The organism is Paraburkholderia phenazinium, from assembly GCF_900100735.1.
GTDB lineage: Bacteria > Pseudomonadota > Gammaproteobacteria > Burkholderiales > Burkholderiaceae > Paraburkholderia > Paraburkholderia phenazinia.
On the sequence record NZ_FNCJ01000004.1, the window covers coordinates 281,865 to 305,283 of the forward strand.

Here is a 23,419-nt window from a genome sequence, read left to right on the forward strand (position 1 = left end):
CACACCATGCGACTCGCTTTCCGCATCGATCCGCGCCACTGCCAGCCGCTCGCCGCACTATGCGCCGCGTTGCTGCTGGTTGCGCTGCCCCCTGGCGTCAACGCACAGGAATCGGTCACCACCCCTTCCCCCGATACCGGATCCGTCACCCTCGCGAGCCCAACGCCCGCAGCGGTGACGGCCCCGGATACCGCGGTCAGCGATGCAGCCGACACGTCGAATCCCGCTGCCACCCGCAGCGATCTCGCCGGCGACGCGCTGAGCATTCCCGCCGACGCCGCGGCGGTCGACACGGTGGCGGCCAGCGATCTGACGCTCGACGACCAGGTGCTCTCGCAGCAGCGCGGCGGCTTCAGCGGCATGTTGATGGTAGCCGCGACGCCGCAACTGATGCGTGGGGTCGGCAACGGTGGCAACGGCGTGACGCTGTGGGACGAAATCGCCCCGCCGTCGCCGCTGCCGGTCCCGGTCGACGTGGCCCGCTCAGCACAGGGCAACGTGACGAGCTACCAGAGAAATTAGATGAACGACGCGCACTCGCTGCCCGCTGACGATCGCTAGCGATCACTAGCGATAACCAAGGGCCGCACCGACCGTCCGCCATCAAGGAACCGACATGAACGCCTCAACCCAGATGCTGCGCCGCAAGCTCACCTGTGGCACCCGCCGTCCTCGCACCGTAGCGATCGGTGCGCTGCTGAGCGTGCTTGCCGCCGGCGCCGCTCTCCCGGCCGCAGCACAGCAGGTCAGCCAGCCGGGCAACCTGATCATCGAGACCGACATCACGCCGCGTGACGCCTTTGTGCCGGTGCCGAAAAGCGCGGACCCGATCGCCGTGCAGGTCGAGACCTTCCCCGCTGCGACGTTCGATACGGCACTCGGCGCGATGGCGAGCGACCTCGACCTGAACGGCGCGCATGGCACCGCCGGTGTCGCCGGCAGCGGCGCACTGCCGGGGCTGACGGGCTCCAACGGGGTGGGCGGCCTGGAGCATCTGCTGGCAGGTAACGGCAGCGGCGCCCCGGTCGGCGCGGGCGCCGGTCTCGGCGGCGCCGGCGGCATCGGCGGCTCGATCGCCCAATCGGTAAACGGCGCACTCGCTCCGCTCGGCGCGGCGATGGGAGCGATCAAATGACAACCTCAAACGCACAGGCCACTCACACCATGCCATCACGTCTGCAACTTCGCCGTCCCTTGATCGCGCTCGCCCTGCTCAGCTGCTCGTGCCTCGCGGTTCAGGCTCAGGCGCAGGTTCAAACGCCGCCTGCACAAGTCGACGTGCAGGCGCTGATCGGCAGCGGCGTGGCCAACGGCGCGGTTGGGGTCGTCGCGATCAACGAGGCGGCAGGCCTCGACAACGCACAAGCCAATCAAGGCGTGATTACCAACGGGCAAGTGCCGCTCGACCTGATCGGCACTTCGCAAAGCGCGTCGACAAACGCGAAGACGAGTGCTGCGCGCAGCGACATCGATAGCAACGCATTTTCAAACACCTCTGGCCTTATCGAAGTGAATCAGTCGGCGGGTGTAGGGAATCTTCAGCGGAACAGTGCCGTGGTCGGTTCTGCTCCGGTTGAAGGGGAGATCGTAGCGGATGGGGTGCTATCCGCTACGACCGCCAAAAACAGCGGCCCAGGCGGTTCTGGTCAAAACCACGACGCACGCGAGGTGTCCATCGGTCCGGACGCGCTCAAGAACGTCAGTGGGATCGTCCAGATCAACCAGACCGCTGGCACGGGCAATGTCAGTTCAAACAGTTTTGTGCTCCGTCCCCCGGCGGGCACCTTTTTCTAACGAGCCACACTCTTTATCGGAGCGTCATCATGAAGCGCACTATCATTGCAGCGGCTGTTCTTTCGACGATGGCAGTCAGCTCGGCCTACGCCGAATGCACAGCCGGTTGCGACCCAGCTGAGCTCTTTACGGCAACCAACGTCTATACCGACATCGGCGAATTCGGCTTCATCACGCTGCGCGGCAAAGTCGACGTGTCGAGCAGCTCGGGCGCCACTGTCAACAACACACAGAACGTGGACATCAGCGGCGTTGACATGAAGACGCCTCCGCAGAGCTACGTCTCCGGCAAGGTAACCACCACCACCAACGCCACCAACAGCTGGTTCAACGGCAGCGGCAGCGGTTCGAACTACTCGCTTCACTCGTCGTTCGCCGCGGGCCAGTTTGCTGAAGGCTCGCAAGAGCAATCGGCTGCAGCTTACGCACAAGGCCAGAGCTTCGGCGAAAGCAGCGGATTCAAGCAAGGCTTTGAAGGGTCGGTCGCCGGCGGCGGCTACTCCAACACCCACAATAGCGCCAACGGCTATCTGGCAGCCGGCTTCATCGCCGGCATCGGCGGCGGCCATGGCGTGATCTTCGGTGGTGTGGCCGCGGGCTTCGCCGCTGCGCTGAACACGCACTCCTCGGACAACTACGGCGGCTACTTCGCCGAGCAGTCTTCCGGTCACCAGTCGGCATGGGGACAAGAACATTCGTCCGGCTACTTCGCACAGGCAGGGGAACAAAGCGCTTCGGGCTACTACGAGGGCAGCAAGGTCTCCGGCGATGCCAACGCATGGGGATGGAGCGCGCATAACGACCTCAGCGCAGGCTATGTCAACGTCTCCGGCAGCGTGACGCAGCACATCAACACCGAAACGCCGACGACGATGTCGGCCACCATCGGCGACGGTGCACTGGGTCTCGCGAACGGCAACATCGGCGTCAACATCGCCACCGGCGTGGACAACGCACAGTCCAACGACGCAGCACTGTCGAACATGGATGCGGGCCCGGTATTCGGCTCGGCGCAGATCTACTCGACCCAGGCCTCCATCGGCTCTGCGAAAGTGGGTGACTTCAACTTCGTCTCGGCCGTCGGTAACGGTGCACTGGCAGGCGCTACCGGCAACATCGGTGTGAACGTCGCATCGGGTGTCGGCAACGCGCAAAACAACAGCCTCGCTGCCTCGGCTACGACCACAAGCAGCAGCGGCGATTCGGGCTGGATGCGCGGCGGCTCGAATAGCGGCGGCGAAGTCATCGCCAGCGACCAAAACTGCCAGACCGCAGCGGCAGGGGTCAATGGTGAATTCACCGGGTCGTCATCGCTCGGCGCCGGCGCTCTCGCGAACGCCAGCGGCAACATCGGCGTGAACATCGCGTCGGGGGTAGGCAATCTCCAACACAACGGCCTCGCAGTCGCCAGCGTGTCGGTCGGCAAGTAAAGCTTCATCGCAGGAAGGCACCGGCCAGCCCTCGGGCTGGCCGGCTGTCTCCGCAGGGGGAATACCATGTTCGGGGTGAGCAGGGTAACGCTTGGATTTTTGCTGGCGCTAGGGGCGGGGCTCTTCCTGTCGCAGACGGGGCATGCCCAGAGTGCGCTCAACATGAATGCCGCGGCGGGTGTGCCTTTCGACATGCAAGTGCACTCGATCCGCGATCTTCGCTACAACCACATCGTTTCCCAACGCTACGACTATAGCTGCGGGTCCGCGGCACTCGCCACGTTGCTGAAGTACGGCTACGGCATCGACATTCCCGAAACCGAAATGATCCGCCGCATGATGGTGTTCTCGACACCGGAAGTGGTGGTGAAAAACGGCTTCTCGATGCTCGACATGAAGAAGTTCGTCGAAACGCTCGGCCTGCGCGGCCGCGGCTTCCGGGTCGCGCCCGAAGCGCTCTACCACCTGCAGATTCCCGTGCTCGTGCTGATGAACAGCGACGGCTACGAACACTTCGTGATCGTCAAGCATGCGGAAAACGGCCGCATCTTCGTGGCCGACCCCGCGCTGGGCAATCGCATCATCATGGAAAAGGACTTCGACGAGAAGTGGAACGGTCTCGTGTTCGCGGTCGTCGGCAAGCCATTCTTGGAGGATTCTCCGCTTTTGCAAGGCAACGAGTCGCTCGCGCTAAAGCTGCGTGAACGTGCGCTGGAAAACGGTACGGCAGCGACTCCCTTTGTTGAATACGGTTTGATCAAGGCAGAGTTGTTCTGACTCATTATGGATCGAAACTTTCTCACCGTCGGCTGCGCGTTATGTTTCGCAACGTGCAGCCTTGCCACGGTCGCGCGCGCTGCCGAGCCGACCGCGTCTATGCCGAGCGCCTCCGCATCCGTCTTCGAAGACGCCGCCGCCGACCTGCAACCGGTTGACGACAGCGTCCTCGCATCGCAAAGCGGCAAGGGTGTCGGCGGCGACATCATTTCCGGCGTGGTCGTGAATTTGCTGTCGCAATGGAACCTGCCCAACGGCACCACCGCCGTCGCCCAGGGCGCGCTTTCCATCGTCACCAACACGCTCAACCAGGCGAGCGTACAAGTCAGTTCGTCGGCCGCCGTGGTCGGCCCGAACACCTCGGGGGGCAGCGGCGCCAACCCGAACGCCAGCGCCACAGGCGGCCAGAACGCCAGCGTCAACGGCGTGTCCCAGATCACCCAGGTGGCCGGTAACGGCAACGCCGGCACCAACGAGGCGGTGATCGATTTCAATGCGCCGACGAGCAGCCTCTCGGGCGGCGCCTACAACAACCAGACGAGCGCCAACGCCAGCAACGCGAATGGTTCCGTGAAGGCCGCAGTCAGCTTCGGCAGCGGCGGCATTTCGATCTCGCTGCAAACGCCCGCAGGCCTCGCTACACAAACCATCATGCCGGGTACTTCACAACAAGCCGGCACGATCGCCCAACTATTACAGATTGCAGGCAACAACCAGCAAGTGGCCAACGCGTTGCAACTGCATTTGCAGACGCAACAGATGTCGTCCTCGATGCTCCGCCAACTAGGCGTATTACAAGCTCTGCAAAACACCGTGAGGAGATGATGCGGGCCGCCACTCGCTGAAAATGAAGGAAAACGAAGTATCGAAGCGTCCGCGCAATGCATAAGGAGACATGCGAAGCGCGGTCAGAATGCCGGGGGAACACAAAATGAGCAGATTCTCAACGACCGGGACACCGCGCGTGATGTTAGCGGCCATCCCTCTTGCAGTGATGCTGTTTGCACTTTCACAGGGGGCTGCCGCACAGGCGCTCGCGGATCAATCGCTCGAAGACCGGCTGAACACGCTGATGCGCGTGGTCGACGAGCAGCAGAAGCAGATCAACTCGCTCGAACAACAAGTCACCAACCTCGAAATGTCGCAGCGCGGCAAGGGGGCGCCGGGCTACGGCGCGCCGGCCGACAACGGCGCGGTTGCCGAACAGCCCGGCGCCGACGGCCTGCCGGTGCCGCTGCCGCCGCTCGCCCAGGTCAACCCTGGGACGCCCGCACCGGGGAGCGGCACGGGCACCGCGACCGGCGTGCCGGTCAACCCGCCGGTGCCGGATAACGGCACCTCCGGCGGCCTGCCGGGGGCTACCGATGGTTCGGGCGCCGTTGGGCAAACCCAGAAAGCGGCGCAGCCGGTGCGCACGCAATCGGAGGATGCCGTGGTACAGAGCCAGCAGCACACGCCGCTGTTCGACCACAAGCTGACCTTCGACTGGGGCATCAGCGATACGTATTACGATCGCCGCCAGTTGCAACTGTCCGGCTTCCTCGCGCTCGACGCGATTTTCCTCGGCAACATCAACCTGGGCGAGACCAAGTCGCACCAGGTGATGGCGGACCTCGACACGCGCTACGGCATCAGCGACCGGCTGAGCGTCGATGTCGACGTGCCGTATATCTACCGCCACAGCAACTTCATCGTTGGCGGCGCCGGCGGCGCAGCGAGCACACTCTCTGACGCGTCGGCGAATTCGAGCGATATCGGCGACGTCAACTTCGGGCTGTACTACGAAATCCTGAAGGAAACCAATAGCCTGCCGGACCTGGTCGGCAGTCTGCGCATCAAGACACCGACCGGTTCGTCGCCGTTCGGCATCAAGCTGCAGCAGGTCGACGCAGACAACACCAACCTCGTCGCCCCCAACAAGCTGCCCACCGGCACCGGCTTCTGGAACGTCACGGCGGGCCTGTCGGTCCTGAAGACCTACGATCCGGTCGTGCTGTTCGGCAGCCTGTCCTACACCTACAACATTGCACGTTCGTTCTCGGATATCTCGTCGGTTATCGGCCAGACCGAACCGGCGACGGTCAAGATCGGCGACGTCGTGCAGTTCGGCGGCGGCGCGGCGCTGGCGTTCTCGGACAAGGACTCGGCCAGCGTGTCCTACACGATGGCACTGGAGCCGGAGTCCCAGACGAAGGCGCCGGGCGGTTCCTATTCGAAGGTGCCGGGCAGCGAGACCACTGCCGCCGCGCTGACGTTCGGCTTGAATCACGTAGTGAACAAGCACCTGACGATCAACGGTTCGGTTTCGGTCGGCCTCACGCCCGACACGCCGAACTTCGTGGTCGGTGTGCGCTTTCCCTACACTTTTTGACGTGCCAACGATACGAGGTTGATCGTGCGCGAATCACCCCATCTGTCTAGTGTTACGCCGCCCTCAGGCACGCACCTGTCGTTAGCCCGGCCGAAGGAAGTTGCCGTGGCGCGAGCGCAGGACCTGCCTGTGGTGCGCCCGCCAGAAGTCGTTCTGGCACGCCCGGCGGAAGTCCTTGCAGCGCGTCCCCAGGACGCCGCGGCGGGACGAACGCAAGACCTATCCACCAGCGCTCACCACGCATCCGGAACGCCGCATGCGCAGGTCGAGCGCACGCTCCTCTACGTCGCGCGCACGCCGGACGAGACGCTCTCCGCCCATCTGAAGAGCCGCGGCTGGAACGTGCTGGTCGCGCGCTCGGCGCATGAGGTCGCGCGTCTGCTCAAACCCGACGTGGTGTGTGCGGGCGTCGTCGATCTGGCGAGCTTCGCGCTGCGCGACCTGGGTGGCCTCGAAGCGGGCTTGCGGCAACAGCAGATCGGCTGGATCGCGCTCTCCACTTCCGAGCGCCTGACCGATCCGGAAGTGCGCCGCCTGATCCGCCACTACTGTTTCGACTATGTGAAGACGCCGGTAGCCAACGCCACCATCGATTATCTCGTCAGCCACGCGTTCGGCATGGTCACGCTGTGCGATCCCGATGAAGTCGGCGCCAGCGCCACGCCTGGCGACGAAGACGAGATGGTCGGCACCTGCGAGGCCATGCAGCAACTGTTCCGCACCATCCGCAAGGTCGCCAACACGGATGCGAGCGTATTCATCTCCGGCGAGTCGGGCACCGGCAAGGAGCTCACCGCGCTCGCCATCCATGAACGCTCGCGGCGCCGCAAAGCGCCGTTCATCGCAATCAACTGCGGGGCGATTCCGCATCATCTGCTGCAGTCCGAACTGTTCGGCTACGAACGCGGCGCGTTCACCGGCGCCAACCAGCGCAAGATCGGCCGGGTCGAAGCGGCCGACGGCGGCACGCTGCTGCTCGATGAAATCGGCGATCTGCCGCTCGAGAGCCAGGCGAGCCTGCTGCGCTTCCTGCAGGAAGGCAAGATCGAACGGCTGGGCGGGCGCGAGTCGATTCCGATCGACGTGCGGATCATTTCGGCCACCCACGTCGATCTCGAAGTCGCGATGCGCGACGGGCGTTTTCGCGCCGACCTGTTCCACCGCCTGTGCGTGCTGCGCGTCGACGAACCGCCACTGCGCGCGCGCGGCAAGGACATCGAGATCCTCGCCCATCACATCATGCACAAGTTCAAGACCGACAGCGCGCGCAAGATCCGCGGCTTCACGCCGTCGGCGATCGAGGCCATGTACAACTACAACTGGCCCGGCAACGTGCGCGAGATGATCAACCGGGTGCGCCGGGCCATCGTGATGGCTGAAAACAAGCTGATTTCGGCGGAAGACCTCGATCTGGCCCACTACACCGCGCAACAGAGCATGAGTCTCGCGCAGGCCCGCGAGGCCGCTGAGAAGCGCGCCATCGAAGCGGCCTTGCTGCGCCACCGGCACCGCTTGAACGAGGCAGCGGTGGATCTGGGCATCTCGCGCGTGACGCTGTACCGCTTGATGGGTACGCACGGGCTGCGCGACATGATCAGCGCGGATGAAGACGGGGTGCACGACGACGCGGCCGAGGCGCGCGAATGAGCGCGTGGCGGCGGGGCCGCGCGCCCTGCGCCACCCTCGTCCACAGCGTTCTCGCCGGGGCGGCGTAGGCGTCAGGTAGAATCGGAGCGATTAAGTTCCCGTGTTCACTCGATGACGACGCTGACCCTGATCGTCGCTCGCGCCCGCAATGGCGTGATCGGCCGCGACAACCAGTTACCCTGGCGCCTGCCCGAAGATCTTGCGTTCTTCAAGCGCACGACGATGGGCGCCCCCATCATCATGGGCCGCAAAACCCATGAATCGATCGGCCGGCCGCTGCCCGGACGGCGCAATATCGTCGTCACGCGCGATGCGAAGCGCCGCTTTGCCGGCTGCGACACCGCCACCAACCTCGACGACGCCCTCCAGCTCGCGGCCCAGGACCAGGCGCCGGAGGCCTTCCTGATCGGCGGCGCCGAGTTGTACGCCGAAGGGCTGCGCCACGCCGACAAGCTGATCATCACGGAAATTTCGATCGACTTCGAAGGCGACGCCTACTTTGCCGCGCTCGACCCGCAAGAATGGGAGGAAGTCGCCCACGAGACGCATCGGGCCCACGCGCCCAACGAGTTCGATTATGCATTCGTGACGTACCGCCGCACACCGGCGGCGGCAGGCGAGCAACGCCAGCCGGCCTGACCGCGCGCAGGCTGCCGCAATAAAAAACGCCAGGGAAGCCTGCTTTCCTGGCGTTTTTGTTTGCGGCGTTGACGGTCGACTCGGCGGCATTACCAGCTTTAGCTGGATTAGCTGGATTACCGCCAGCCTTACCTGACCTTGGATGGCCTTAAGCGGCCTTACTGACCGGCAATCGTCATCCGTTCGATCAGCACCGAGCCGGTTTGCTTGGTGCCGCGCACCAGCGTATCCGCGCCGATTGCGACGATATGGTGGAACATCTCCTGCAGCGTGCTCGCCACGGTGATCTCTTCCACCGGGTACTGAATCTTGCCGTTCTCCACCCAGAAGCCCGACGCGCCGCGCGAATAGTCGCCCGTCACGTAGTTGACGCCCTGCCCCATCAGTTCGGTCAGCAGCAAGCCCGTGCCGAGTTTCTTCAGCATCGCCTCGAAATCGTCCTCGGGACGCGTCTTCGAGCTCAGCAACGACAGGTTGTGCGAGCCGCCGGCGTTGCCGGTGGTCTGCATGCCAAGCTTGCGCGCCGAATAGGTAGACAGGAAATAGCCTTCGACCACGCCGTCCTTCACCACCGAGCGCTGTTTCGTGCGCACGCCTTCTTCGTCGAACGGCGCGCTGCCCATGGCGCGGGCCACGTGCGGGTCTTCAACCACCTGCACGTGCGGTGCGAACACCGGCTTGCCGAGACTGTCGACAAGGAACGAGGTCTTGCGGTACAGCGCACCGCCGCTCACCGCCTGCACGAATGCACCGAGCAGGCCCGCTGCCAGCGGCGCTTCGAACAGCACCGGCACCTTGCGGGTGTCGAGGCCGCGCGCGCCGATGCGCGCCAGCGCCCGTTGCGCCGCGTAACGGCCAATCGCTTCCGGGTCGGCCAGCTCGGCCGCGCTGCGCTGCGAGGTGTACCAGTCGTCGCGCTGCATGTTGCGGCCGCTGCCTGCGATCGGCGCGCACGCCACGTAGTGGCGCGAATACGGGTAGCCGGCGAGGAAACCGCGCGAGGTGGCCAGCACGAACTGCGAATGCTGCGCCGAGACGCTCGCGCCTTCCGAATTGCGGATTTGCGGGTCGGTGGCGAACGCCGCATCTTCGGCGCGGCGGGCGATCTCAACCGCTTCGTCGGCTGTGAGATTCCACGGATGATACAAATCGAGGTCGCGCGGCGCGGTTTCGAGCAGTTCGGTTTCCGCGAGGCCCGCACAATCGTCTTCCGCCGTGAAGCGGGCGATGTTGTAGGCGGCAGCGACCGTATCCTTCAAAGCCTGCGAAGAAAAGTCGGAAGTGCTCGCGTTGCCGCGCTTGTTGCCTATAAACACCGTCACGCCGACCATCTTGTCGCGGTTGTGTTCGATCGTCTCGACCTCGCCACGCCGCACGGAGACGGACAGGCCGTCGCCCTCGGAGATTTCGGTCGCCGCGTCGGTGCCGCCGAGCGACTTTGCGTGACGCAGGATGTCCGAGGCGATTTCCTTCAGTTCATCCTGGGTATGCGGGAAAAAGCGCTGTCTGACGTCCATGTCTTCTGCTGCCATATTCGTTGCCGTCCTGTTCGAGGCCGCGAGCGGCCCTCCGGTGTGTTCTCAAGTACGTCGCTACGTATCCCGCGATCATAGCAAGGTCCGCGCCGCCGTACCTGGCATTCGCCAGCGTGCGGCACGCTACAATAACGGTATGACACGTAAAACCCGCATTCAACCGATGGAACCCGCCGCCGAGCCAGAGATCGACGAGAACGGGTATGACCGTCCCAGCAAGTCCCAGCTCAAGCGCGAAATGCACGCGCTGCAGGAGCTAGGGGAGGCGCTGATCGCGCTGCCGAAAGACGCCTTGAAGCGCATGCCGATGCCCGAAAAGCTCGACGACGCCGTGCGCGAAGCCCGCCGCATCACCGATCACGAGGGCAAACGCCGCCAGGTCCAGTACGTGGGCCGCGTCATGCGCTCGCTGCACGACGACGAAACGGCCGCGCTGCGCACCGCGCTGGATTCGTACAACGGCGTCAACAAGGCCGAAACGGCGCGCATGCATTGGATCGAGCGCACCCGCGAAAAGCTGCTCGCCGACGACGCCGCGCTGACCGAATTCATCCGCCAGCACCCGGCGGCCGACCCGCAGACCGGCCGTACGCTGATCCGCAACGCTCGTAAGGAAGCGCAGCAGAGCAAGCCGCCGCGCTATTTCCGCGAGTTGTTCCAGTGGATCAAGAACGCTGACGGCCCGGCAGCAGCCGCGGACGACGCGCACGACGCCCCGGAAGACGACGATGACGAAGATCGCGCGTAACCATCCCGACGAGCTTGTGATCGGGCTGGTCTCGATCAGCGACCGCGCCAGCACGGGCGTCTACGAGGACAAAGGGATCCCCGCCCTGCAGGAATGGCTGGGCGCGGCGCTGACATCGCCGTGGCAGGCCACGACCCGGCTGATTCAGGATGACGCGCCGACCATCTCCGCGACGCTCACCGAACTGGTGGACGAAGCCGGCTGCGATCTGGTGCTGACCACGGGCGGCACCGGGCCGTCACGCCGCGACGTGACGCCAGAGGCGACGCTCGCGGTGGGGACCAAGGAAATGCCGGGCTTCGGCGAGCAGATGCGCCAGATCAGCCTGAACTTCGTGCCGACGGCCATTTTGTCGCGCCAGGTCGCGGTAATCCGTGAAACGCCCGAACATGCGGCGCTGATCGTGAATCTGCCGGGGCAGCCCAAATCGATTCGGGAAACGCTGGAAGGTTTGCGCGACGAGGCGGGTGCAGTGAAGGTACCGGGCATTTTTGCCGCGGTACCGTACTGTATCGATCTGATCGGCGGTCCGTATATCGAAACCAACGACGCCGTGGCGAAGGCGTTCCGGCCCAAGAACGCCGTGCGTGCGCCGCGTCAGGACTGAGCGGCGCGCTTCTTTCAGGCTTCGGCAACCGGCGCGCTGGCCGCCGGGATCAGAAAATGCTCACGGTAGTACTTGAGCTCGTCGATCGATTCGTGAATGTCGGCCAGCGCCGTATGCATGGCGCGCTTCTGGAAGCCTTTGTAGATGGCCGGCTGCCAGCGGCGGCACAATTCCTTCAGCGTGCTCACGTCGAGATTGCGGTAATGGAAGAAGGTTTCCAGATCCGGCATCCAGCGCGCCATGAAACGGCGGTCCTGGCAAATGGAGTTGCCGCACATTGGCGACTTGCCCGGCGGCACGTACTGACCGAGGAATTCGCGAATCTGCACGGTGGCGTCCGCTTCGCTGACCGTCGAGGCGCGCACCCGGTCGATCAGCCCCGAGCGGCCATGGGTGTTCTGGTTCCACTGATCCATCTTGGCGAGCGTTTCGTCGCTCTGGTGGATGGCGAGCACCGGGCCTTCGACCACCTTGTCGAGCGTGGAATTGGTCACGACCACGGCGATCTCGATGATGCGGTCGGTATCCGGTTCGAGCCCGGTCATTTCCATGTCCAGCCAGATCAGGTTCATGTCGCTGCGCACGAGCGTGGGCTCGCCAGCGGATTCGAGGATGTCAGTCATGAAGGCAGCCTTGTGAACAGCGCCGCGCGGCCCGGCAGGACGCGCCATAGCACCGTTGAAACAGTTCGTTTGAGCGTGGCCCCGCCAGCCGGCGGGAAGAAACATATAATTCTCGCATAGATACCACGGATTCCCCGGATGCCTACCCTGTACTTCTCCGTTCTGTTCGCCATCGCCGTCTTGGCGATGGTCGGCATCAAGCTCTGGCTTGCGTCGCGGCAAATCCGCTTCGTCGCGGCCCATCGCGAGCAGGTGCCGGGCCAGTTTGCGGCGACCATCGCGCTCACCGCGCACCAGCGTGCCGCCGACTACACGATCGAACGCACCCGCCTCACGATGCTCGAGATTGTCGTCAGCGCGGGCGTGCTGATCGGACTCACGCTGCTGGGCGGCGTGCAGGCGCTCGACCTGGCGATTTCCGACTGGCTCGGCCGCGGCTACCTCGGCCAGATCGGGCTGATCGCAGCGGTGGTTGCGATCACCGGCGTGATCGACCTGCCCTTCGACTACTACCGGCAGTTCGTGATCGAAGAGCGCTTTGGCTTTAACCGCATGGGCAAGGGCATCTTTTTCGCCGACCGCATCAAGGGCCTGCTGCTCGGCGCAGCCTTCGGCCTGCCGCTGCTGTTCGTCGTGCTGTGGCTGATGAACCAGGCCGGCAGCCTGTGGTGGCTGTGGACCTGGGTGGTGTGGGTGGTGTTCCAGTTGCTGGTGCTGGTGCTGTATCCGTCGTTCATCGCGCCGCTCTTCAACAAGTTCGAACCGCTCAAGGACGAAGCGCTGAAAAACCGCATCGAAGCGCTGATGAAGCGCTGCGGTTTTGCCGCCAAGGGTTTGTTCGTAATGGACGGCAGCCGCCGCTCCGCGCACGGCAATGCGTACTTCACGGGCTTCGGCGCCGCCAAGCGCATCGTGTTCTTCGACACCCTGCTCGCGCGCCTGTCGGGCAGCGAGATCGAAGCCGTGCTCGCCCACGAACTCGGCCACTTCAAGCGCCGCCATGTAATCAAGCGAATGATTGTGATTTTCGCCGTCAGCCTCGTGATGCTCGCGCTGCTCGGCTGGCTCATGCAATGCGTGTGGTTCTACGAGGGGCTCGGCGTGCGGCCATCGCTGCTGGGCGGCAACAGCGGGCTCGCGCTGGTGCTGTTCTTCCTCGCATTGCCAGTGTTCCTGTTCTTCGTCACACCGCTTAGCAGCCTCACCTCGCGCAAGCACGAGTTCGAAGCCGATGCGTTCGCCGCCACCCAGACCGATGCGCAGGATCTGGTCAACGCGCTCGTGAAGCTGTACGAGGACAACGCCTCGACCCTCACCCCCGACCCGCTCTACACCGCGTTCTATTACTCGCATCCGCCGGCGTCGCAGCGGATCGACCGCCTGCTGCGGCACGCATGAGCGCCCGTTCCCCGAAAGCGGCCCGCGCGCCGTCCACGACGCGCGTGGGCGGCATCGTCATCGCGGCCCATGGGCGTCACTACCTGGTCGCGCCGGAAGACGGCAGCGCCATGCTGCAGTGCTTCCCGCGCGGCAAACGCAGCGAAGTGGCGGTCGGCGATCGCGTGATCTACGAACCGACCTCGGCCGATCAAGGTGTGATCGTCGAGATCGGTGAGCGGCGCAACCTGCTCTACCGCTCCGACCAGTACAAATCGAAGCTGTTCGCGGCCAATCTCGATCAACTGCTGATCGTGCTCGCCACCGAGCCGCACTTCAGCGAGGATCTGCTCGGCCGTGCACTGGTGGCCGCCGAGGCGAACGAGCTGAAGCCGCTGATCGTGCTGAACAAGACCGACGTCGCGGCCGAGTTGGCCGGCGCCCGCACGCGGCTCGCCCGCTATCAGGCGCTCGGCTATACCGTGGTCGAGCTGTCGATCAAGACTCAGCCGGAGGCCGCTCGGGCCGCGCTCGACGAGCACCTGCGCGGTCATGCGACGCTGCTGCTTGGGCAATCGGGGATGGGCAAGTCGACACTGGTGAACCTGGTGGTGCCCAATGCCGAGGTGGCGACGCGCGAGATCTCGACCGCCTTGAATAGCGGACGCCATACGACCACGTTCACGCGCTTGTATCCGCTGCCGGATGGTGGCGCGCTGATCGATTCGCCGGGGTTTCAGGAGTTCGGCCTGCACCATCTGACCGAAGGCAAGCTCGAGCGCGCGTTCCCCGAGTTCCGGCCACTGCTGCCCAATTGCCGCTTCTACAACTGCCATCATCTGCAGGAACCGGGGTGTGCGATTCTCGAAGCGGTCGCCGACGGGCGCATTATGCCTGCGCGGCATGCGTTGTATGCGCAACTGGTTCATGAGGCGAGCCAGATCGTTCGCTGAGCGCTGCGGTTCCCTTAACGCACCTCGCTTAACCCGCCTCACCCCGCCGCTACGGATGTCCAGCCATGATGAAACTGATGCGCGCGCCGAATCTGCTGATCGGACAGCATTGGATCAATGTGCTGGCGACGGCGGGGATTGCATGCGAGTTGCATAACCGCTACCTGAACGGCGCGCTTGGGGAGATTCCGGCGGATCAGTGTGCGCCTGAGCTGTGGCTCGTCGACGAACGCGATGAAGCGATGGCGCGCAAGCTGATTGATGTGGCCGCGCATGGACCGGGCGCGGGCGCCCCGTCATGGCGTTGCGCCCAGTGCGGCGAGACGCTCGAAGCGCAATTCACGGTGTGCTGGCAGTGCGGGACCGCGCGCGATCCGCTTGACGGTTAAGGCTCGGGACGACGCTAACGGCGCGCCGCTGGGGCGGCCGGTCTAGCCACCCGCTAGCCTCAGGCGAGCCAGACTGCGATCGTCAGCATCAGCAGCAAAATCATCCACAGGATCACGGCACGCCACACGAGGCCCACGGCCGATTGCAGCGTGCGCGGCGTGCAGTCGTCGCCGACCGGCAGCGCGTCGCCATCGCCGGTCGCCAGCGCGTCAAGGCTCGACGGCTCGGCGAGCGGCCCGCTCAGGCGCGCGCCCAACGCACCGCTGCCGGCCGCGAGCAACACGCCGTCATTCGCATCGGGCCATTGGCGCGCATGGTTGCGCCAGGCGTAGATCGCGTCTTCGAAATTGCCGACAATCGCAAAGCCCAACGAGGTGAGCCGCGCCGGCACCCAGTCGATCACGAAGAACGCGCGTTGCGCGAAACTCGAAAACGCCACGGTACGGTCATCTGCCGGACGCGACCAGGCGCGTGCAAGGTATTCCGCGATCCGGTACAGCACCGCGCCCGCCGGCCCGACCGGCACAAGGAACCAGAAGAACACGCCGAACACATGGCGGTGCGACGCCACCACCGCATGAATCAGCGTATGGCGCACGATCTCACTGACGGGCATGTCGACCGTATCGAGGCCGGTCCATTCCGTGAGGATTTCGCGCGCGCGCGGCACGTCGTCGTTGTTGAGCGCGAGGTGAATGTCCGTAAAGTAATGGCTGAACTGGCGAAAGCCGAGCGTGAAATACACGATCACGACGTTCCACAGGAACGCCAGCACAAAGTTGATGTGATAGAGCACGTAGTAGACGAGCGCGACGGCCAGCGTCCAGGGCACCACCACCACGAGCCACGCGAGCAGCCCGTGCTTGGGCTTGCCGGCATCGAACCCGTGCGCCGCCGACTCCGCATGATATTGAAGCAACGCAGACACCGGATTATTCGGCGATAGCGCGCGGACCTGTTCAATAATCAGAGCCAGCAATACGGAGAAAAAAGTCATGCGATGCGCCGTGCTTTTCGAGTTTTTACGATTGTTTTATAACGATAGCACAGGGTCGGATGAGACTGAGCGCAGCGAGGGTTGCAAAGCCGCGACACCCGGGCCGCTTGCGCGCCGTTCATGCGGCCAGGAAGCGATAAAAATTGCGTAGCATGCCGGCCGTTGCACCCCAGATGAAGTAATCTCCGGCCGCGTCGTGACGGGGATAAGGCATTGTAAAAAAACGCCGTTCGCCGCCTTCCCAGCGAAACACCCGCACTTCATGATGAGACGGGTCCATCAGAAAACGCAGCGGCACCTCGAAGACTTCCGCCACTTCAAGTGAGTCGGCTTCGACGGTAAACGGCGGATGCACCAGCCCAACCACAGGCGTAACGCGAAACCCGGTGCCGGTCAGATAGTCCGGCAAGCAACCGAGGACTTCCACGCGCGCGGGATCGAGACCGACCTCCTCCTGCGCCTCGCGCAAGGCCGTGGCCGTTGCGTTGGCGTCGAACGGTTCGTGACGGCCGCCGGGAAAACTCACCTGGCCGGCATGATCATTAAGATGGTCGGCGCGCTGCGTCAGCAACACCGTGAGGCCCTCGTCCCGCACCACGAGCGGCACCAGCACCGCTGCGACCCGCGGATCGCCGAACTCCTTCCAGCGTGCGTCGCCCGGTTGTTCGGGCGTCCACGAGAGACGCTGCTCGAAGCGGGCGCGCAAGCCGTCAGGCGTCAGACGTGCGGGAGCAACCAGTGGCAGATCGTCGCCCGTCGATTCGACAGGCAGGGTTTCGGGCTGGAGGACGGGGCGGGTCAACGGGACTCTCGGAACGAGCTTTTATAGGGCATGCCGCTATTTTGACCCAACAAACAAAAAAGCACCCGTGAAGGGTGCTTTTTCTTACAGCTTTTACGCCTGGGAAGCAGCGCGGTCTTTCGAGACCAGCTTTTCCTTGATCCGGGCCGACTTGCCCGACCGGTCGCGCAGGTAGTACAGCTTGGCACGACGCACATCGCCACGACGCTTCACGACGATGCTTGCCAGCAGCGGCGAGTACGTCTGGAACGTACGCTCGACGCCTTCGCCCGACGAAATCTTACGGACGATGAACGACGAATTCAGACCACGGTTACGCTTGGCGATAACGACGCCTTCGTAAGCCTGAACACGCTTACGCGTACCTTCAACCACGTTCACGCTGACGATCACCGTGTCGCCGGGGGCGAATTCGGGGATGGTCTTCTCGCCGAGGGCGCGCGCGATTTCTTCCTGCTCGAGTTTTGCAATCAGATTCATCACTGACTCCTAATGCCATCTTGTCGGCGTTCGTACCTGCCTCGTGAAAACACTTGGCTACGGCCCCGATAGAGGATGGGTTCACATCAGGCACCGTACACGCATGTGCGGCGCCGCCTATTCGCTAGTGACACCGGGGCTTTACGCCTTCGATGCTTCCTTCGCGAGACTTGCAAGCCATGCCTCATCGGCACGGCTCAACATCTTGTTCTTTCTGGCCTTCTCGATCAGATCGGGCCGCTTGTGCCACGTGTTGCGCAGCGCTTCGCGCCGGCGCCACAGCTCGATCTCCGCATGATGGCCGCCGAGCAGCACATCGGGCACCCGCACGCCTTCGTATTCCTCAGGGCGCGTGTAATGCGGACAATCCAGCAGCACGTCGACGAAACTATCCTGCACCGCCGATTGCGAGTCGTTCAGCACGCCGGGTAACTGACGTACCACGGCATCCATCAGCGCCATGGCCGGCAATTCGCCGCCCGACAGCACGAAATCGCCGAGGCTCACTTCTTCGTCGACGCAACGATCGATCAGGCGCTGGTCGATCGCTTCATAACGACCGCACAGCACGATCAGGCCAGGTTCGGCGGCAAACCGCATCACCCGTTCGTGATTGAGCGTCGCACCTTGCGGGGACATCATCACGACGCGCGAGCCAGTAATGCCCTGCTCCGCCTGCGCGGCTTTCGCCGCACCGATCGCGTCTTCCAGCGGCCTGCCCAGCATCACCATGCCTGGGCCACCGCCGTACGGGCGATCGTCGATCGTACGATAGTTGTCGGTTGTGAAATCGCGCGGATTCCACGTACGCAAACCGTAGCGCTCCTGCTTCGCCGCGCGACTGGTGATACCCCAGTCGGTCAGCGCACGAAACATCTCAGGAAAGAGCGTGACGACATCGAACTGCATCGCTCTCTCCGGTCAACGAGCTCGTTTAATAGTCAGCTTCCCAGTCGACGGTGATCTGCTTCGCCTTCTGGTCAACCGTTTTGACATAGACACCGACGAACGGGATCAAGCGTTCGCCAGTTGCCGGCTGGCCGTCTTTGCCGGTAGCCGGGTATTCGATGCGCAACACCGAGTGCGCACCGTTGTCGATCATGTCGGCCACCTTGCCGAGGGACACCCCGGTGAGGTTCACGACATCCAGGCCGAGCAAATCGACCCAGTAGAATTCGTCAGCTTCGAGCGCCGGGAAATCGCTACGGCAGATGTACACACGAGTGCCACGCAGCGCGAGCGCCTCGTCGCGGTCAGCCGTGCCGCCCAGATGGGCCACAATGCTGTCGCTATGTATCTTTGCCTGCAGCGCCGGTGCCGAACTGCGCTCGCGGCCTTTCATCAGCCACCAGCGTTTCGCGCTCAGCAACGCGTCGCCGCCACGTCCGGCATCCGCATGCGCGGCTACCTTGACCCAGCCCTTAAGGCCGTAAGCGTCGACAATCGCACCCACTTCGACCGCGTCGTCCGGCCAGCTTTCGGCCGTTTCGGCACGCATTGCTGCGGCAGCCGGAGCGGTACTGGCGGCATCCGGTTTGGCCTTGCCCGGGGCGCGCTCGACCGGCTTGCGGACGAATGCGCCGAACGGTGCCTGCCCGGATACCTGAGCGGCCTTGGTGCGACGTGAACTTCCTGAATCACGCTCAGACATGAGTGAGCCTCATAGCGCGCATCAGGTTCAACCGCGGGTTCAACCTCGCTGCCTGCGCTTTTGCTGAAACCTGCAGCAAAACGCGCGCATCGGACACCTCGCGCAAGCTGCGCGAGCCGCCGGCGATGCACATGCTAGCTACCATTAAGCAGCCGGCTGCGCCTTTTGCGCTTCCTTCACGAGACGCTCGACCGTCGGCGACAGTTGTGCGCCAACACCTTGCCAGTACGTCAGGCGGTCTTGAGCGATACGCAGCGACTCACCCTTCGTAGCGACCGGGTTGTAGAAGCCAACGCGTTCGATGAAGCGGCCGTCACGACGGTTACGCGAATCGGTTGCGACGATGTTGTAGAACGGGCGCTTCTTGGAGCCGCCACGAGCCAAGCGGATGATGACCATACTAGAATCCTTGAAAACCGGGGTTCGGAACCACTGAAACACGCGATTATAGCGGGAAACTGAAGCCATAACAAACACTGACCGGGATAAAGTCGCACACGAGGCTGCGCAAGCGATCCAGGCCGGTGGGCCGAAGCCCGTCAAATGGCCCGAATTTCCTGACGGGAAGCCCGGCGCCCGGCATCGCCGGCGCCAAGGCAGACGGGCGCCTGGCAACCGGCAAATTCAATCTATCAGCGTGGAACGTGGTTGCTACCACGCCCCCGGCGTAGAATGCGCCTCGGTCCGCGCACACCTGCGCGCCGGTCGCTTCGACCGCCCGTCACAGAACTCTCGCCCACATGTCCAGCCGCGTCTCGAATTCGCCACGCTTCAGGTCCAAGACAATCACCGCAGCACTTGCCTTCTTCTTCGGCAGCCTCGGCGCGCACCGCTTCTATCTATATGGAAAGCGCGACATCTACGGCTGGGTTCACCTGATCTGCACGCTGCTCGGCATTCCCGGGGTTCTGCTGCTGGTCGCCAGCGAGCGCGCTTCGACGCTCGGCTGGGTGTTGGCCGTGCCGGGCGCGGTCTCGCTGTTTGCCGCGTTCCTCTCGGCGATCGTCTATGGCCTGCGCCCCGATGAAAAATGGGACGCGCAATTCAACGCGCAGACCCAGCAGCGTAGCCGTTCGGGCTGGGCCGTCATTTTCGTGGTGATCTTTTCGCTGTTTATCGGCGCGATGCTGCTGATGACCGGCCTCGCCCTGTCGTTTCAGACGTATTTCGAATCGCAGGTTCAAGCGGCCAAGGCGCTGTCTCAATAGTAGGCAGATCTATCACGACCGCCCACCCCTGCGGTAGGCGCCTGGACCGTTCGCATGCGGTCTTGTGTAGCACGCAACCTGGCTAGAACAGCGTCATTTGCCCATTGTCGCGCCCGGCGCGAGGCGGCTGCGCACGCATAAACTGCGACATATCGAGAATGCCTCGCTTCCGCTCATTCAGACCGAGCCGGCGCACGGCTTGATGAAAGCGCTGCTTCAATAGGTCCGCCCACGGGCCTTCGCCCTTCATGCGGCTTGCAAAGCTGGCGTCGTAATCCTTGCCGCCGCGCATGTCGCGCACCCGGCTCATCACCCGCTCCGCGCGATCCGGAAAATGCGCCGCGAGCCAGTCCTTGAACAGCGGCGCAACCTCCCACGGCAGGCGCAGCACGATATAGCTGGCGTTGCTCGCCCCGGCTTCGGCACACGCCTCCAGGACCCGCTCCATGTCCGGCTCGGTGACGAAGGGAATCACCGGCGCAATGCTCACCCCAACCGGTATACCGGCCTCGCTCAGCGTACGGATGGTGCGCAACCGCCTCGCTGGCGTCGCTGCGCGAGGTTCGAGCGTGCGGGCGATGTCGGCGTCCAGAGTGGTGATTGTAATCGCCGCCATGAACTGTCCGCGCGCGGCCATGGGCGCCAGCAGGTCCAGATCGCGCTCGATCAGCGACGATTTCGTAATAGCCGCAAACGGATGGCCGTGGGCGCTCAACACTTCGATCACCCGGCGTGTGAGACGCAAATCACGCTCGACGGGCTGCCAGGCGTCCGTATTGACGCCCAAGGCGATCGGCTCCGGCACATAGGACTTCTTCGCCAGCTCCCGCTCGAGCAATTCCGGCGCGTTGACCTTCGCGTAGATCCGGCTTTCGAAATCGAGCCCCGGCGACAAGCCTAGATAACTATGCGTGGGCCTCGCAAAGCAGTAGATGCAGCCGTGTTCGCACCCCCGATACGGGTTGAGCGACACGCTAAATGGAATGTCTGGCGACGCGTTACGAGTCAAAATGGTTTTCGCCCGTTCGTCGAAAACCTGCGTGCGCAACGCGGGCGGCCCGCCCTCTTCTTCCTCGTGCTGCACCCAGCCGTCGTCCACCGCTTCACGCTGGTCGACTTCATAGCGGCCCTGCAGGTTCGTCACGGCGCCGCGCCCCTTGCGGGGCGTGGGCGGGGCGATCGGATATTCGGGGACGGAATCGGTCACGGCGCGGTCCAACGCAAGCGAAAAGCGGAAACGAAAAAGGCTCAAACAATACTGTACAAATATACAGTGTTTGAGCCGTTTGTCGAGTCCCGTCGCGAGGTGATTGCAGCGCGACCGCGGCGCCTTACTCGCCGACCGCGATCGTCAAGGTTTCCTTGATTTCTTCCATCACGACATAGCTCTTCGACTGCACCGCGCCCGGCAATTGCAGCAAGATATCGCCGAGCAGTTTCCGGTAATCGGCCATCTCGCCGATCCGCGCCTTGATCAGATAGTCGAAGTCGCCCGACACCAGGTGGCATTCCAGCACCTCGGGGATCTTCTGCACTTCGCGGCGGAACTGGTCGAACATATTGCCGCTTTTGTGGTCGAGCGTGATCTCGACGAACACCAGCAGCGCCGCGCCCAGTTCAGCCGGATTGACGCGCGCGTGGTAGCCGGTAATTACGCCGTCGCGCTCCATGCGCTTGACCCGTTCGATGCACGGCGTGACCGACAGCCCGACCTGCTCGGCGAGATCCTTCATCGCCATCCGGCCGTCCTGTTGCAGCAGCCTGAGAATCTTGTGATCGAGCTTGTCGAGCGCGCGGATCGGTTGACGCTGGGTTCGCATGGTCTTTTTACTGAAAATCTGAAAAATACGATAACAAAACCTACAAGACACTCAATAGTATAGCGGTTAACACTGGGCTTAACGCGTATCACCTCGTTAATCGAACTATCTACAAACGAGGTGAGTCACCGGCGGGCGCGCAAGCCCCAAAGAACCTTCTGGAGCAGCTATGCGAGTCGTCGTTTTGGGCAGTGGCGTCGTCGGGGTGACGAGCGCTTATTATCTTGCGCGCGCGGGTCACGAAGTGACCGTGATCGATCGCGAAGCCGGCCCGGCGCTCGAAACGAGCTTTGCCAACGCCGGCCAGATTTCGCCGGGCTACGCATCGCCGTGGGCCGCACCGGGCGTGCCGCTGAAGGCCGTCAAATGGATGTTCCAGAAGCACGCGCCGCTCGCCATCCGGCTTGATGGCACGCAATTCCAGTTGCAGTGGATGTGGCAAATGCTGCAAAACTGCACCTCCTCGCGCTACGCGGTGAACAAGGGCCGCATGGTGCGCCTCGCCGAATACAGCCGCGACTGCCTGCAAGCGCTGCGCGCCGACACCGGCATCCAGTACGAAGGGCGCACTGGCGGCACGCTGCAGGTGTTCCGCACCCAGCAGCAATTCGATGGTGCGGCAAAAGACATCGCTGTGCTGAAAGACGCCAATGTGCCGTACGAACTGCTGTCGTCGGCCGAAGTGGCGCGCGCCGAACCGGCACTCGCCGCAACCGCGCACAAGCTGACCGGCGGGCTGCGTCTGCCGGGCGACGAAACCGGCGATTGCCAGTTGTTCACCACGCGCCTTGCCGCGCTCGCCGAAGAGCTCGGCGTGAAGTTCCGCTACAACACGCCGATCGACGCACTCGGCATGTCGGGCGGCCGGATCGCCGGCGTGCAGTGCGGCAGCGAGTTGGTGCGTGCCGACGCATTTGTCGTGGCGCTCGGTTCGTACTCCACGAAATTCCTCACGGACATCGTCAAGATTCCGGTCTATCCGCTCAAGGGCTATTCGATCACGGCGCCTATCGTCAACGCGGCGGCTGCGCCGGTCTCGACGGTGCTCGACGAAACCTACAAGATCGCCATCACGCGTTTCGACGACCGGATTCGCGTGGGCGGCATGGCGGAGATCGTCGGCTTCGACAAGTCGCTGCGCCAGGCGCGCCGCGAAACGCTCGAACTGTGCGTGAACGACCTGTTCCCGGGCGGCGGCGATACCGCCAAGGCCAGCTTCTGGACCGGACTGCGTCCGATGACGCCGGACGGCACGCCGATTGTCGGCCGCACGCCCGTGTCGAATCTGTTCCTGAATACCGGCCACGGCACGCTTGGCTGGACCATGTCGTGCGGCTCAGGCCAGTTGCTCGCCGACCTGATGTCGGGCAAACAGCCTGCGATCCAGGCGGACGATCTGTCGGTGCACCGCTATCTCGGCGAAACGGGCGGCGCCAGCCGGCCGGCGTACGCTTGATAGGATGACGGCGTGGTGGCGCTGGGCGTGTTTTGACCCAAGTGCCGCCGTGCATAGCTAGTTCTAACGAGCACACGCCGCCAATGTGGCGTAAAATAGGTCTAAATTTTGACC

The 23,419-nt window shown here is 63.7% G+C and carries 26 protein-coding genes; 16 read left to right on the forward strand and 10 right to left on the reverse strand.

Annotation, left to right across the window (positions count from 1 at the left end):
* The first annotated feature begins 6 nt into the window (after positions 1-6).
* The 9 genes from BLQ92_RS11610 to BLQ92_RS11650 all read left to right on the forward strand — a co-directional run bounded on the left by BLQ92_RS11610 (position 7) and on the right by BLQ92_RS11650 (position 8,658).
* Positions 7-522, forward strand: coding sequence for a hypothetical protein (locus BLQ92_RS11610; protein WP_090684469.1), 516 nt, complete (start codon positions 7-9; stop codon positions 520-522).
* 94 nt (positions 523-616) lie between these two features.
* Positions 617-1,135, forward strand: a complete 519-nt coding sequence (locus BLQ92_RS11615; RefSeq protein WP_090684471.1) for a hypothetical protein — start codon at positions 617-619, stop codon at positions 1,133-1,135.
* Positions 1,136-1,194: 59 nt separating this feature from the next.
* Positions 1,195-1,794, forward strand: coding sequence for a hypothetical protein (locus tag BLQ92_RS11620; RefSeq protein WP_244106182.1), 600 nt, complete (start codon positions 1,195-1,197; stop codon positions 1,792-1,794).
* A gap of 29 nt (positions 1,795-1,823) precedes the next feature.
* Positions 1,824-3,224 (forward strand): hypothetical protein, encoded by a 1,401-nt coding sequence (locus BLQ92_RS11625; RefSeq protein ID WP_090684473.1) that lies wholly within the window; start codon positions 1,824-1,826, stop codon positions 3,222-3,224.
* Between the two features lie 66 nt (positions 3,225-3,290).
* Positions 3,291-4,001 carry a C39 family peptidase gene (locus BLQ92_RS11630; protein WP_090684475.1) on the forward strand — a complete coding sequence of 237 codons (711 nt, stop codon included), beginning with the start codon at positions 3,291-3,293 and terminating at the stop codon, positions 3,999-4,001.
* Between the two features lie 6 nt (positions 4,002-4,007).
* A complete protein-coding gene (locus tag BLQ92_RS11635) occupies positions 4,008-4,826 on the forward strand; it encodes a peptidase C39 (protein WP_090684477.1) in 819 nt (272 codons plus the stop codon).
* Between the two features lie 106 nt (positions 4,827-4,932).
* Positions 4,933-6,372: a DNA-binding protein gene (locus BLQ92_RS11640; protein ID WP_090684851.1), complete on the forward strand. Its 1,440-nt coding sequence runs from the start codon at positions 4,933-4,935 to the stop codon at positions 6,370-6,372.
* Positions 6,373-6,396: 24 nt separating this feature from the next.
* Positions 6,397-8,019: a sigma-54 dependent transcriptional regulator gene (locus BLQ92_RS11645; RefSeq protein WP_090684852.1), complete on the forward strand. Its 1,623-nt coding sequence runs from the start codon at positions 6,397-6,399 to the stop codon at positions 8,017-8,019.
* A gap of 111 nt (positions 8,020-8,130) precedes the next feature.
* Positions 8,131-8,658: a dihydrofolate reductase gene (locus BLQ92_RS11650; RefSeq protein WP_090684479.1), complete on the forward strand. Its 528-nt coding sequence runs from the start codon at positions 8,131-8,133 to the stop codon at positions 8,656-8,658.
* Positions 8,659-8,816: 158 nt separating this feature from the next.
* Here the strand turns inward: BLQ92_RS11650 and pmbA are convergent, their stop codons facing one another.
* Positions 8,817-10,190 carry a metalloprotease PmbA gene (pmbA, locus tag BLQ92_RS11655; RefSeq protein ID WP_175772276.1) on the reverse strand — a complete coding sequence of 458 codons (1,374 nt, stop codon included), beginning with the start codon at positions 10,188-10,190 and terminating at the stop codon, positions 8,817-8,819.
* Positions 10,191-10,329: 139 nt separating this feature from the next.
* Between pmbA and yjgA the strand changes: the two genes are divergently transcribed.
* A complete protein-coding gene (yjgA, locus tag BLQ92_RS11660) occupies positions 10,330-10,941 on the forward strand; it encodes a ribosome biogenesis factor YjgA (RefSeq protein WP_090684481.1) in 612 nt (203 codons plus the stop codon).
* A complete protein-coding gene (gene mog, locus BLQ92_RS11665) occupies positions 10,922-11,548 on the forward strand; it encodes a molybdopterin adenylyltransferase (RefSeq protein WP_090684483.1) in 627 nt (208 codons plus the stop codon). The genes yjgA and mog overlap by 20 nt, the downstream gene beginning before the upstream one ends.
* A gap of 14 nt (positions 11,549-11,562) precedes the next feature.
* Here the strand turns inward: mog and orn are convergent, their stop codons facing one another.
* Positions 11,563-12,171, reverse strand: a complete 609-nt coding sequence (gene orn / locus BLQ92_RS11670) for an oligoribonuclease (RefSeq protein WP_090684854.1) — start codon at positions 12,169-12,171, stop codon at positions 11,563-11,565.
* Positions 12,172-12,309: 138 nt separating this feature from the next.
* Between orn and BLQ92_RS11675 the strand changes: the two genes are divergently transcribed.
* The 3 genes from BLQ92_RS11675 to BLQ92_RS11685 all read left to right on the forward strand — a co-directional run bounded on the left by BLQ92_RS11675 (position 12,310) and on the right by BLQ92_RS11685 (position 14,890).
* Complete coding sequence (locus BLQ92_RS11675) at positions 12,310-13,569, forward strand: M48 family metallopeptidase (protein ID WP_090684485.1); 1,260 nt, start codon at positions 12,310-12,312, stop codon at positions 13,567-13,569.
* Positions 13,566-14,501 (forward strand): ribosome small subunit-dependent GTPase A, encoded by a 936-nt coding sequence (rsgA, locus tag BLQ92_RS11680; RefSeq protein WP_090684487.1) that lies wholly within the window; start codon positions 13,566-13,568, stop codon positions 14,499-14,501. Before BLQ92_RS11675 ends, rsgA begins: the two co-directional genes overlap by 4 nt.
* Positions 14,502-14,569: 68 nt before the next feature.
* On the forward strand, positions 14,570-14,890 hold the full coding sequence (locus BLQ92_RS11685) for a putative signal transducing protein (protein ID WP_090684855.1): 321 nt from the start codon (positions 14,570-14,572) through the stop codon (positions 14,888-14,890).
* A 59-nt stretch (positions 14,891-14,949) separates the two neighbouring features.
* Here the strand turns inward: BLQ92_RS11685 and BLQ92_RS11690 are convergent, their stop codons facing one another.
* The 6 genes from BLQ92_RS11690 to rpsP all read right to left on the reverse strand — a co-directional run bounded on the left by BLQ92_RS11690 (position 14,950) and on the right by rpsP (position 19,220).
* Positions 14,950-15,888, reverse strand: a complete 939-nt coding sequence (locus tag BLQ92_RS11690; protein ID WP_090684490.1) for a CobD/CbiB family protein — start codon at positions 15,886-15,888, stop codon at positions 14,950-14,952.
* A 118-nt stretch (positions 15,889-16,006) separates the two neighbouring features.
* On the reverse strand, positions 16,007-16,690 hold the full coding sequence (locus BLQ92_RS11695) for a CoA pyrophosphatase (protein ID WP_090684492.1): 684 nt from the start codon (positions 16,688-16,690) through the stop codon (positions 16,007-16,009).
* A gap of 93 nt (positions 16,691-16,783) precedes the next feature.
* Complete coding sequence (gene rplS, locus BLQ92_RS11700; RefSeq protein WP_020069334.1) at positions 16,784-17,170, reverse strand: 50S ribosomal protein L19; 387 nt, start codon at positions 17,168-17,170, stop codon at positions 16,784-16,786.
* A 141-nt stretch (positions 17,171-17,311) separates the two neighbouring features.
* Complete coding sequence (trmD, locus tag BLQ92_RS11705; protein ID WP_090684494.1) at positions 17,312-18,079, reverse strand: tRNA (guanosine(37)-N1)-methyltransferase TrmD; 768 nt, start codon at positions 18,077-18,079, stop codon at positions 17,312-17,314.
* Between the two features lie 25 nt (positions 18,080-18,104).
* Positions 18,105-18,821 carry a ribosome maturation factor RimM gene (rimM, locus tag BLQ92_RS11710; RefSeq protein ID WP_090684496.1) on the reverse strand — a complete coding sequence of 239 codons (717 nt, stop codon included), beginning with the start codon at positions 18,819-18,821 and terminating at the stop codon, positions 18,105-18,107.
* A gap of 144 nt (positions 18,822-18,965) precedes the next feature.
* Positions 18,966-19,220: a 30S ribosomal protein S16 gene (rpsP, locus tag BLQ92_RS11715; RefSeq protein WP_006050280.1), complete on the reverse strand. Its 255-nt coding sequence runs from the start codon at positions 19,218-19,220 to the stop codon at positions 18,966-18,968.
* A 341-nt stretch (positions 19,221-19,561) separates the two neighbouring features.
* Here rpsP and BLQ92_RS11720 point away from each other — a divergent pair, with 341 nt between their 5' ends.
* Positions 19,562-20,029 carry a TM2 domain-containing protein gene (locus BLQ92_RS11720; RefSeq protein WP_090684498.1) on the forward strand — a complete coding sequence of 156 codons (468 nt, stop codon included), beginning with the start codon at positions 19,562-19,564 and terminating at the stop codon, positions 20,027-20,029.
* 82 nt (positions 20,030-20,111) lie between these two features.
* Here BLQ92_RS11720 and BLQ92_RS11725 read toward each other — a convergent pair whose 3' ends face one another.
* Both BLQ92_RS11725 and BLQ92_RS11730 read right to left on the reverse strand, forming a co-directional pair.
* On the reverse strand, positions 20,112-21,236 hold the full coding sequence (locus BLQ92_RS11725) for a PA0069 family radical SAM protein (protein WP_090684856.1): 1,125 nt from the start codon (positions 21,234-21,236) through the stop codon (positions 20,112-20,114).
* Positions 21,237-21,360: 124 nt separating this feature from the next.
* On the reverse strand, positions 21,361-21,849 hold the full coding sequence (locus BLQ92_RS11730) for an Lrp/AsnC ligand binding domain-containing protein (RefSeq protein WP_074300378.1): 489 nt from the start codon (positions 21,847-21,849) through the stop codon (positions 21,361-21,363).
* Between the two features lie 169 nt (positions 21,850-22,018).
* On the opposite strand from BLQ92_RS11730, the gene BLQ92_RS11735 reads away from it, so the two are divergent.
* Positions 22,019-23,305, forward strand: coding sequence for a D-amino acid dehydrogenase (locus BLQ92_RS11735; protein WP_090684500.1), 1,287 nt, complete (start codon positions 22,019-22,021; stop codon positions 23,303-23,305).
* The last annotated feature ends 114 nt before the right edge of the window (positions 23,306-23,419 follow it).

Excerpts from the sequence above, each read along its gene's own strand:
- BLQ92_RS11650 (WP_090684479.1), top strand. The coding sequence starts at position 8,131 with ATGACGACGCTGACCCTGATCGTCGCTCGCGCCCGCAATGGCGTGATC.
- BLQ92_RS11675 (WP_090684485.1), top strand. The coding sequence starts at position 12,310 with ATGCCTACCCTGTACTTCTCCGTTCTGTTCGCCATCGCCGTCTTGGCG.
- BLQ92_RS11610 (WP_090684469.1), top strand. The coding sequence starts at position 7 with ATGCGACTCGCTTTCCGCATCGATCCGCGCCACTGCCAGCCGCTCGCC.
- BLQ92_RS11685 (WP_090684855.1), top strand. The coding sequence starts at position 14,570 with ATGAAACTGATGCGCGCGCCGAATCTGCTGATCGGACAGCATTGGATC.
- rplS (WP_020069334.1), bottom strand. The coding sequence starts at position 17,170 with ATGAATCTGATTGCAAAACTCGAGCAGGAAGAAATCGCGCGCGCCCTC.
- yjgA (WP_090684481.1), top strand. The coding sequence starts at position 10,330 with ATGACACGTAAAACCCGCATTCAACCGATGGAACCCGCCGCCGAGCCA.
- trmD (WP_090684494.1), bottom strand. The coding sequence starts at position 18,079 with ATGCAGTTCGATGTCGTCACGCTCTTTCCTGAGATGTTTCGTGCGCTG.
- BLQ92_RS11635 (WP_090684477.1), top strand. The coding sequence starts at position 4,008 with ATGGATCGAAACTTTCTCACCGTCGGCTGCGCGTTATGTTTCGCAACG.
- BLQ92_RS11690 (WP_090684490.1), bottom strand. The coding sequence starts at position 15,888 with ATGACTTTTTTCTCCGTATTGCTGGCTCTGATTATTGAACAGGTCCGC.
- orn (WP_090684854.1), bottom strand. The coding sequence starts at position 12,171 with ATGACTGACATCCTCGAATCCGCTGGCGAGCCCACGCTCGTGCGCAGC.
- rpsP (WP_006050280.1), bottom strand. The coding sequence starts at position 19,220 with ATGGTCATCATCCGCTTGGCTCGTGGCGGCTCCAAGAAGCGCCCGTTC.
- BLQ92_RS11615 (WP_090684471.1), top strand. The coding sequence starts at position 617 with ATGAACGCCTCAACCCAGATGCTGCGCCGCAAGCTCACCTGTGGCACC.
- BLQ92_RS11630 (WP_090684475.1), top strand. The coding sequence starts at position 3,291 with ATGTTCGGGGTGAGCAGGGTAACGCTTGGATTTTTGCTGGCGCTAGGG.
- BLQ92_RS11640 (WP_090684851.1), top strand. The coding sequence starts at position 4,933 with ATGAGCAGATTCTCAACGACCGGGACACCGCGCGTGATGTTAGCGGCC.
- BLQ92_RS11735 (WP_090684500.1), top strand. The coding sequence starts at position 22,019 with ATGCGAGTCGTCGTTTTGGGCAGTGGCGTCGTCGGGGTGACGAGCGCT.
- BLQ92_RS11625 (WP_090684473.1), top strand. The coding sequence starts at position 1,824 with ATGAAGCGCACTATCATTGCAGCGGCTGTTCTTTCGACGATGGCAGTC.
- rimM (WP_090684496.1), bottom strand. The coding sequence starts at position 18,821 with ATGTCTGAGCGTGATTCAGGAAGTTCACGTCGCACCAAGGCCGCTCAG.
- rsgA (WP_090684487.1), top strand. The coding sequence starts at position 13,566 with ATGAGCGCCCGTTCCCCGAAAGCGGCCCGCGCGCCGTCCACGACGCGC.
- mog (WP_090684483.1), top strand. The coding sequence starts at position 10,922 with ATGACGAAGATCGCGCGTAACCATCCCGACGAGCTTGTGATCGGGCTG.
- pmbA (WP_175772276.1), bottom strand. The coding sequence starts at position 10,190 with ATGGCAGCAGAAGACATGGACGTCAGACAGCGCTTTTTCCCGCATACC.
- BLQ92_RS11720 (WP_090684498.1), top strand. The coding sequence starts at position 19,562 with ATGTCCAGCCGCGTCTCGAATTCGCCACGCTTCAGGTCCAAGACAATC.
- BLQ92_RS11730 (WP_074300378.1), bottom strand. The coding sequence starts at position 21,849 with ATGCGAACCCAGCGTCAACCGATCCGCGCGCTCGACAAGCTCGATCAC.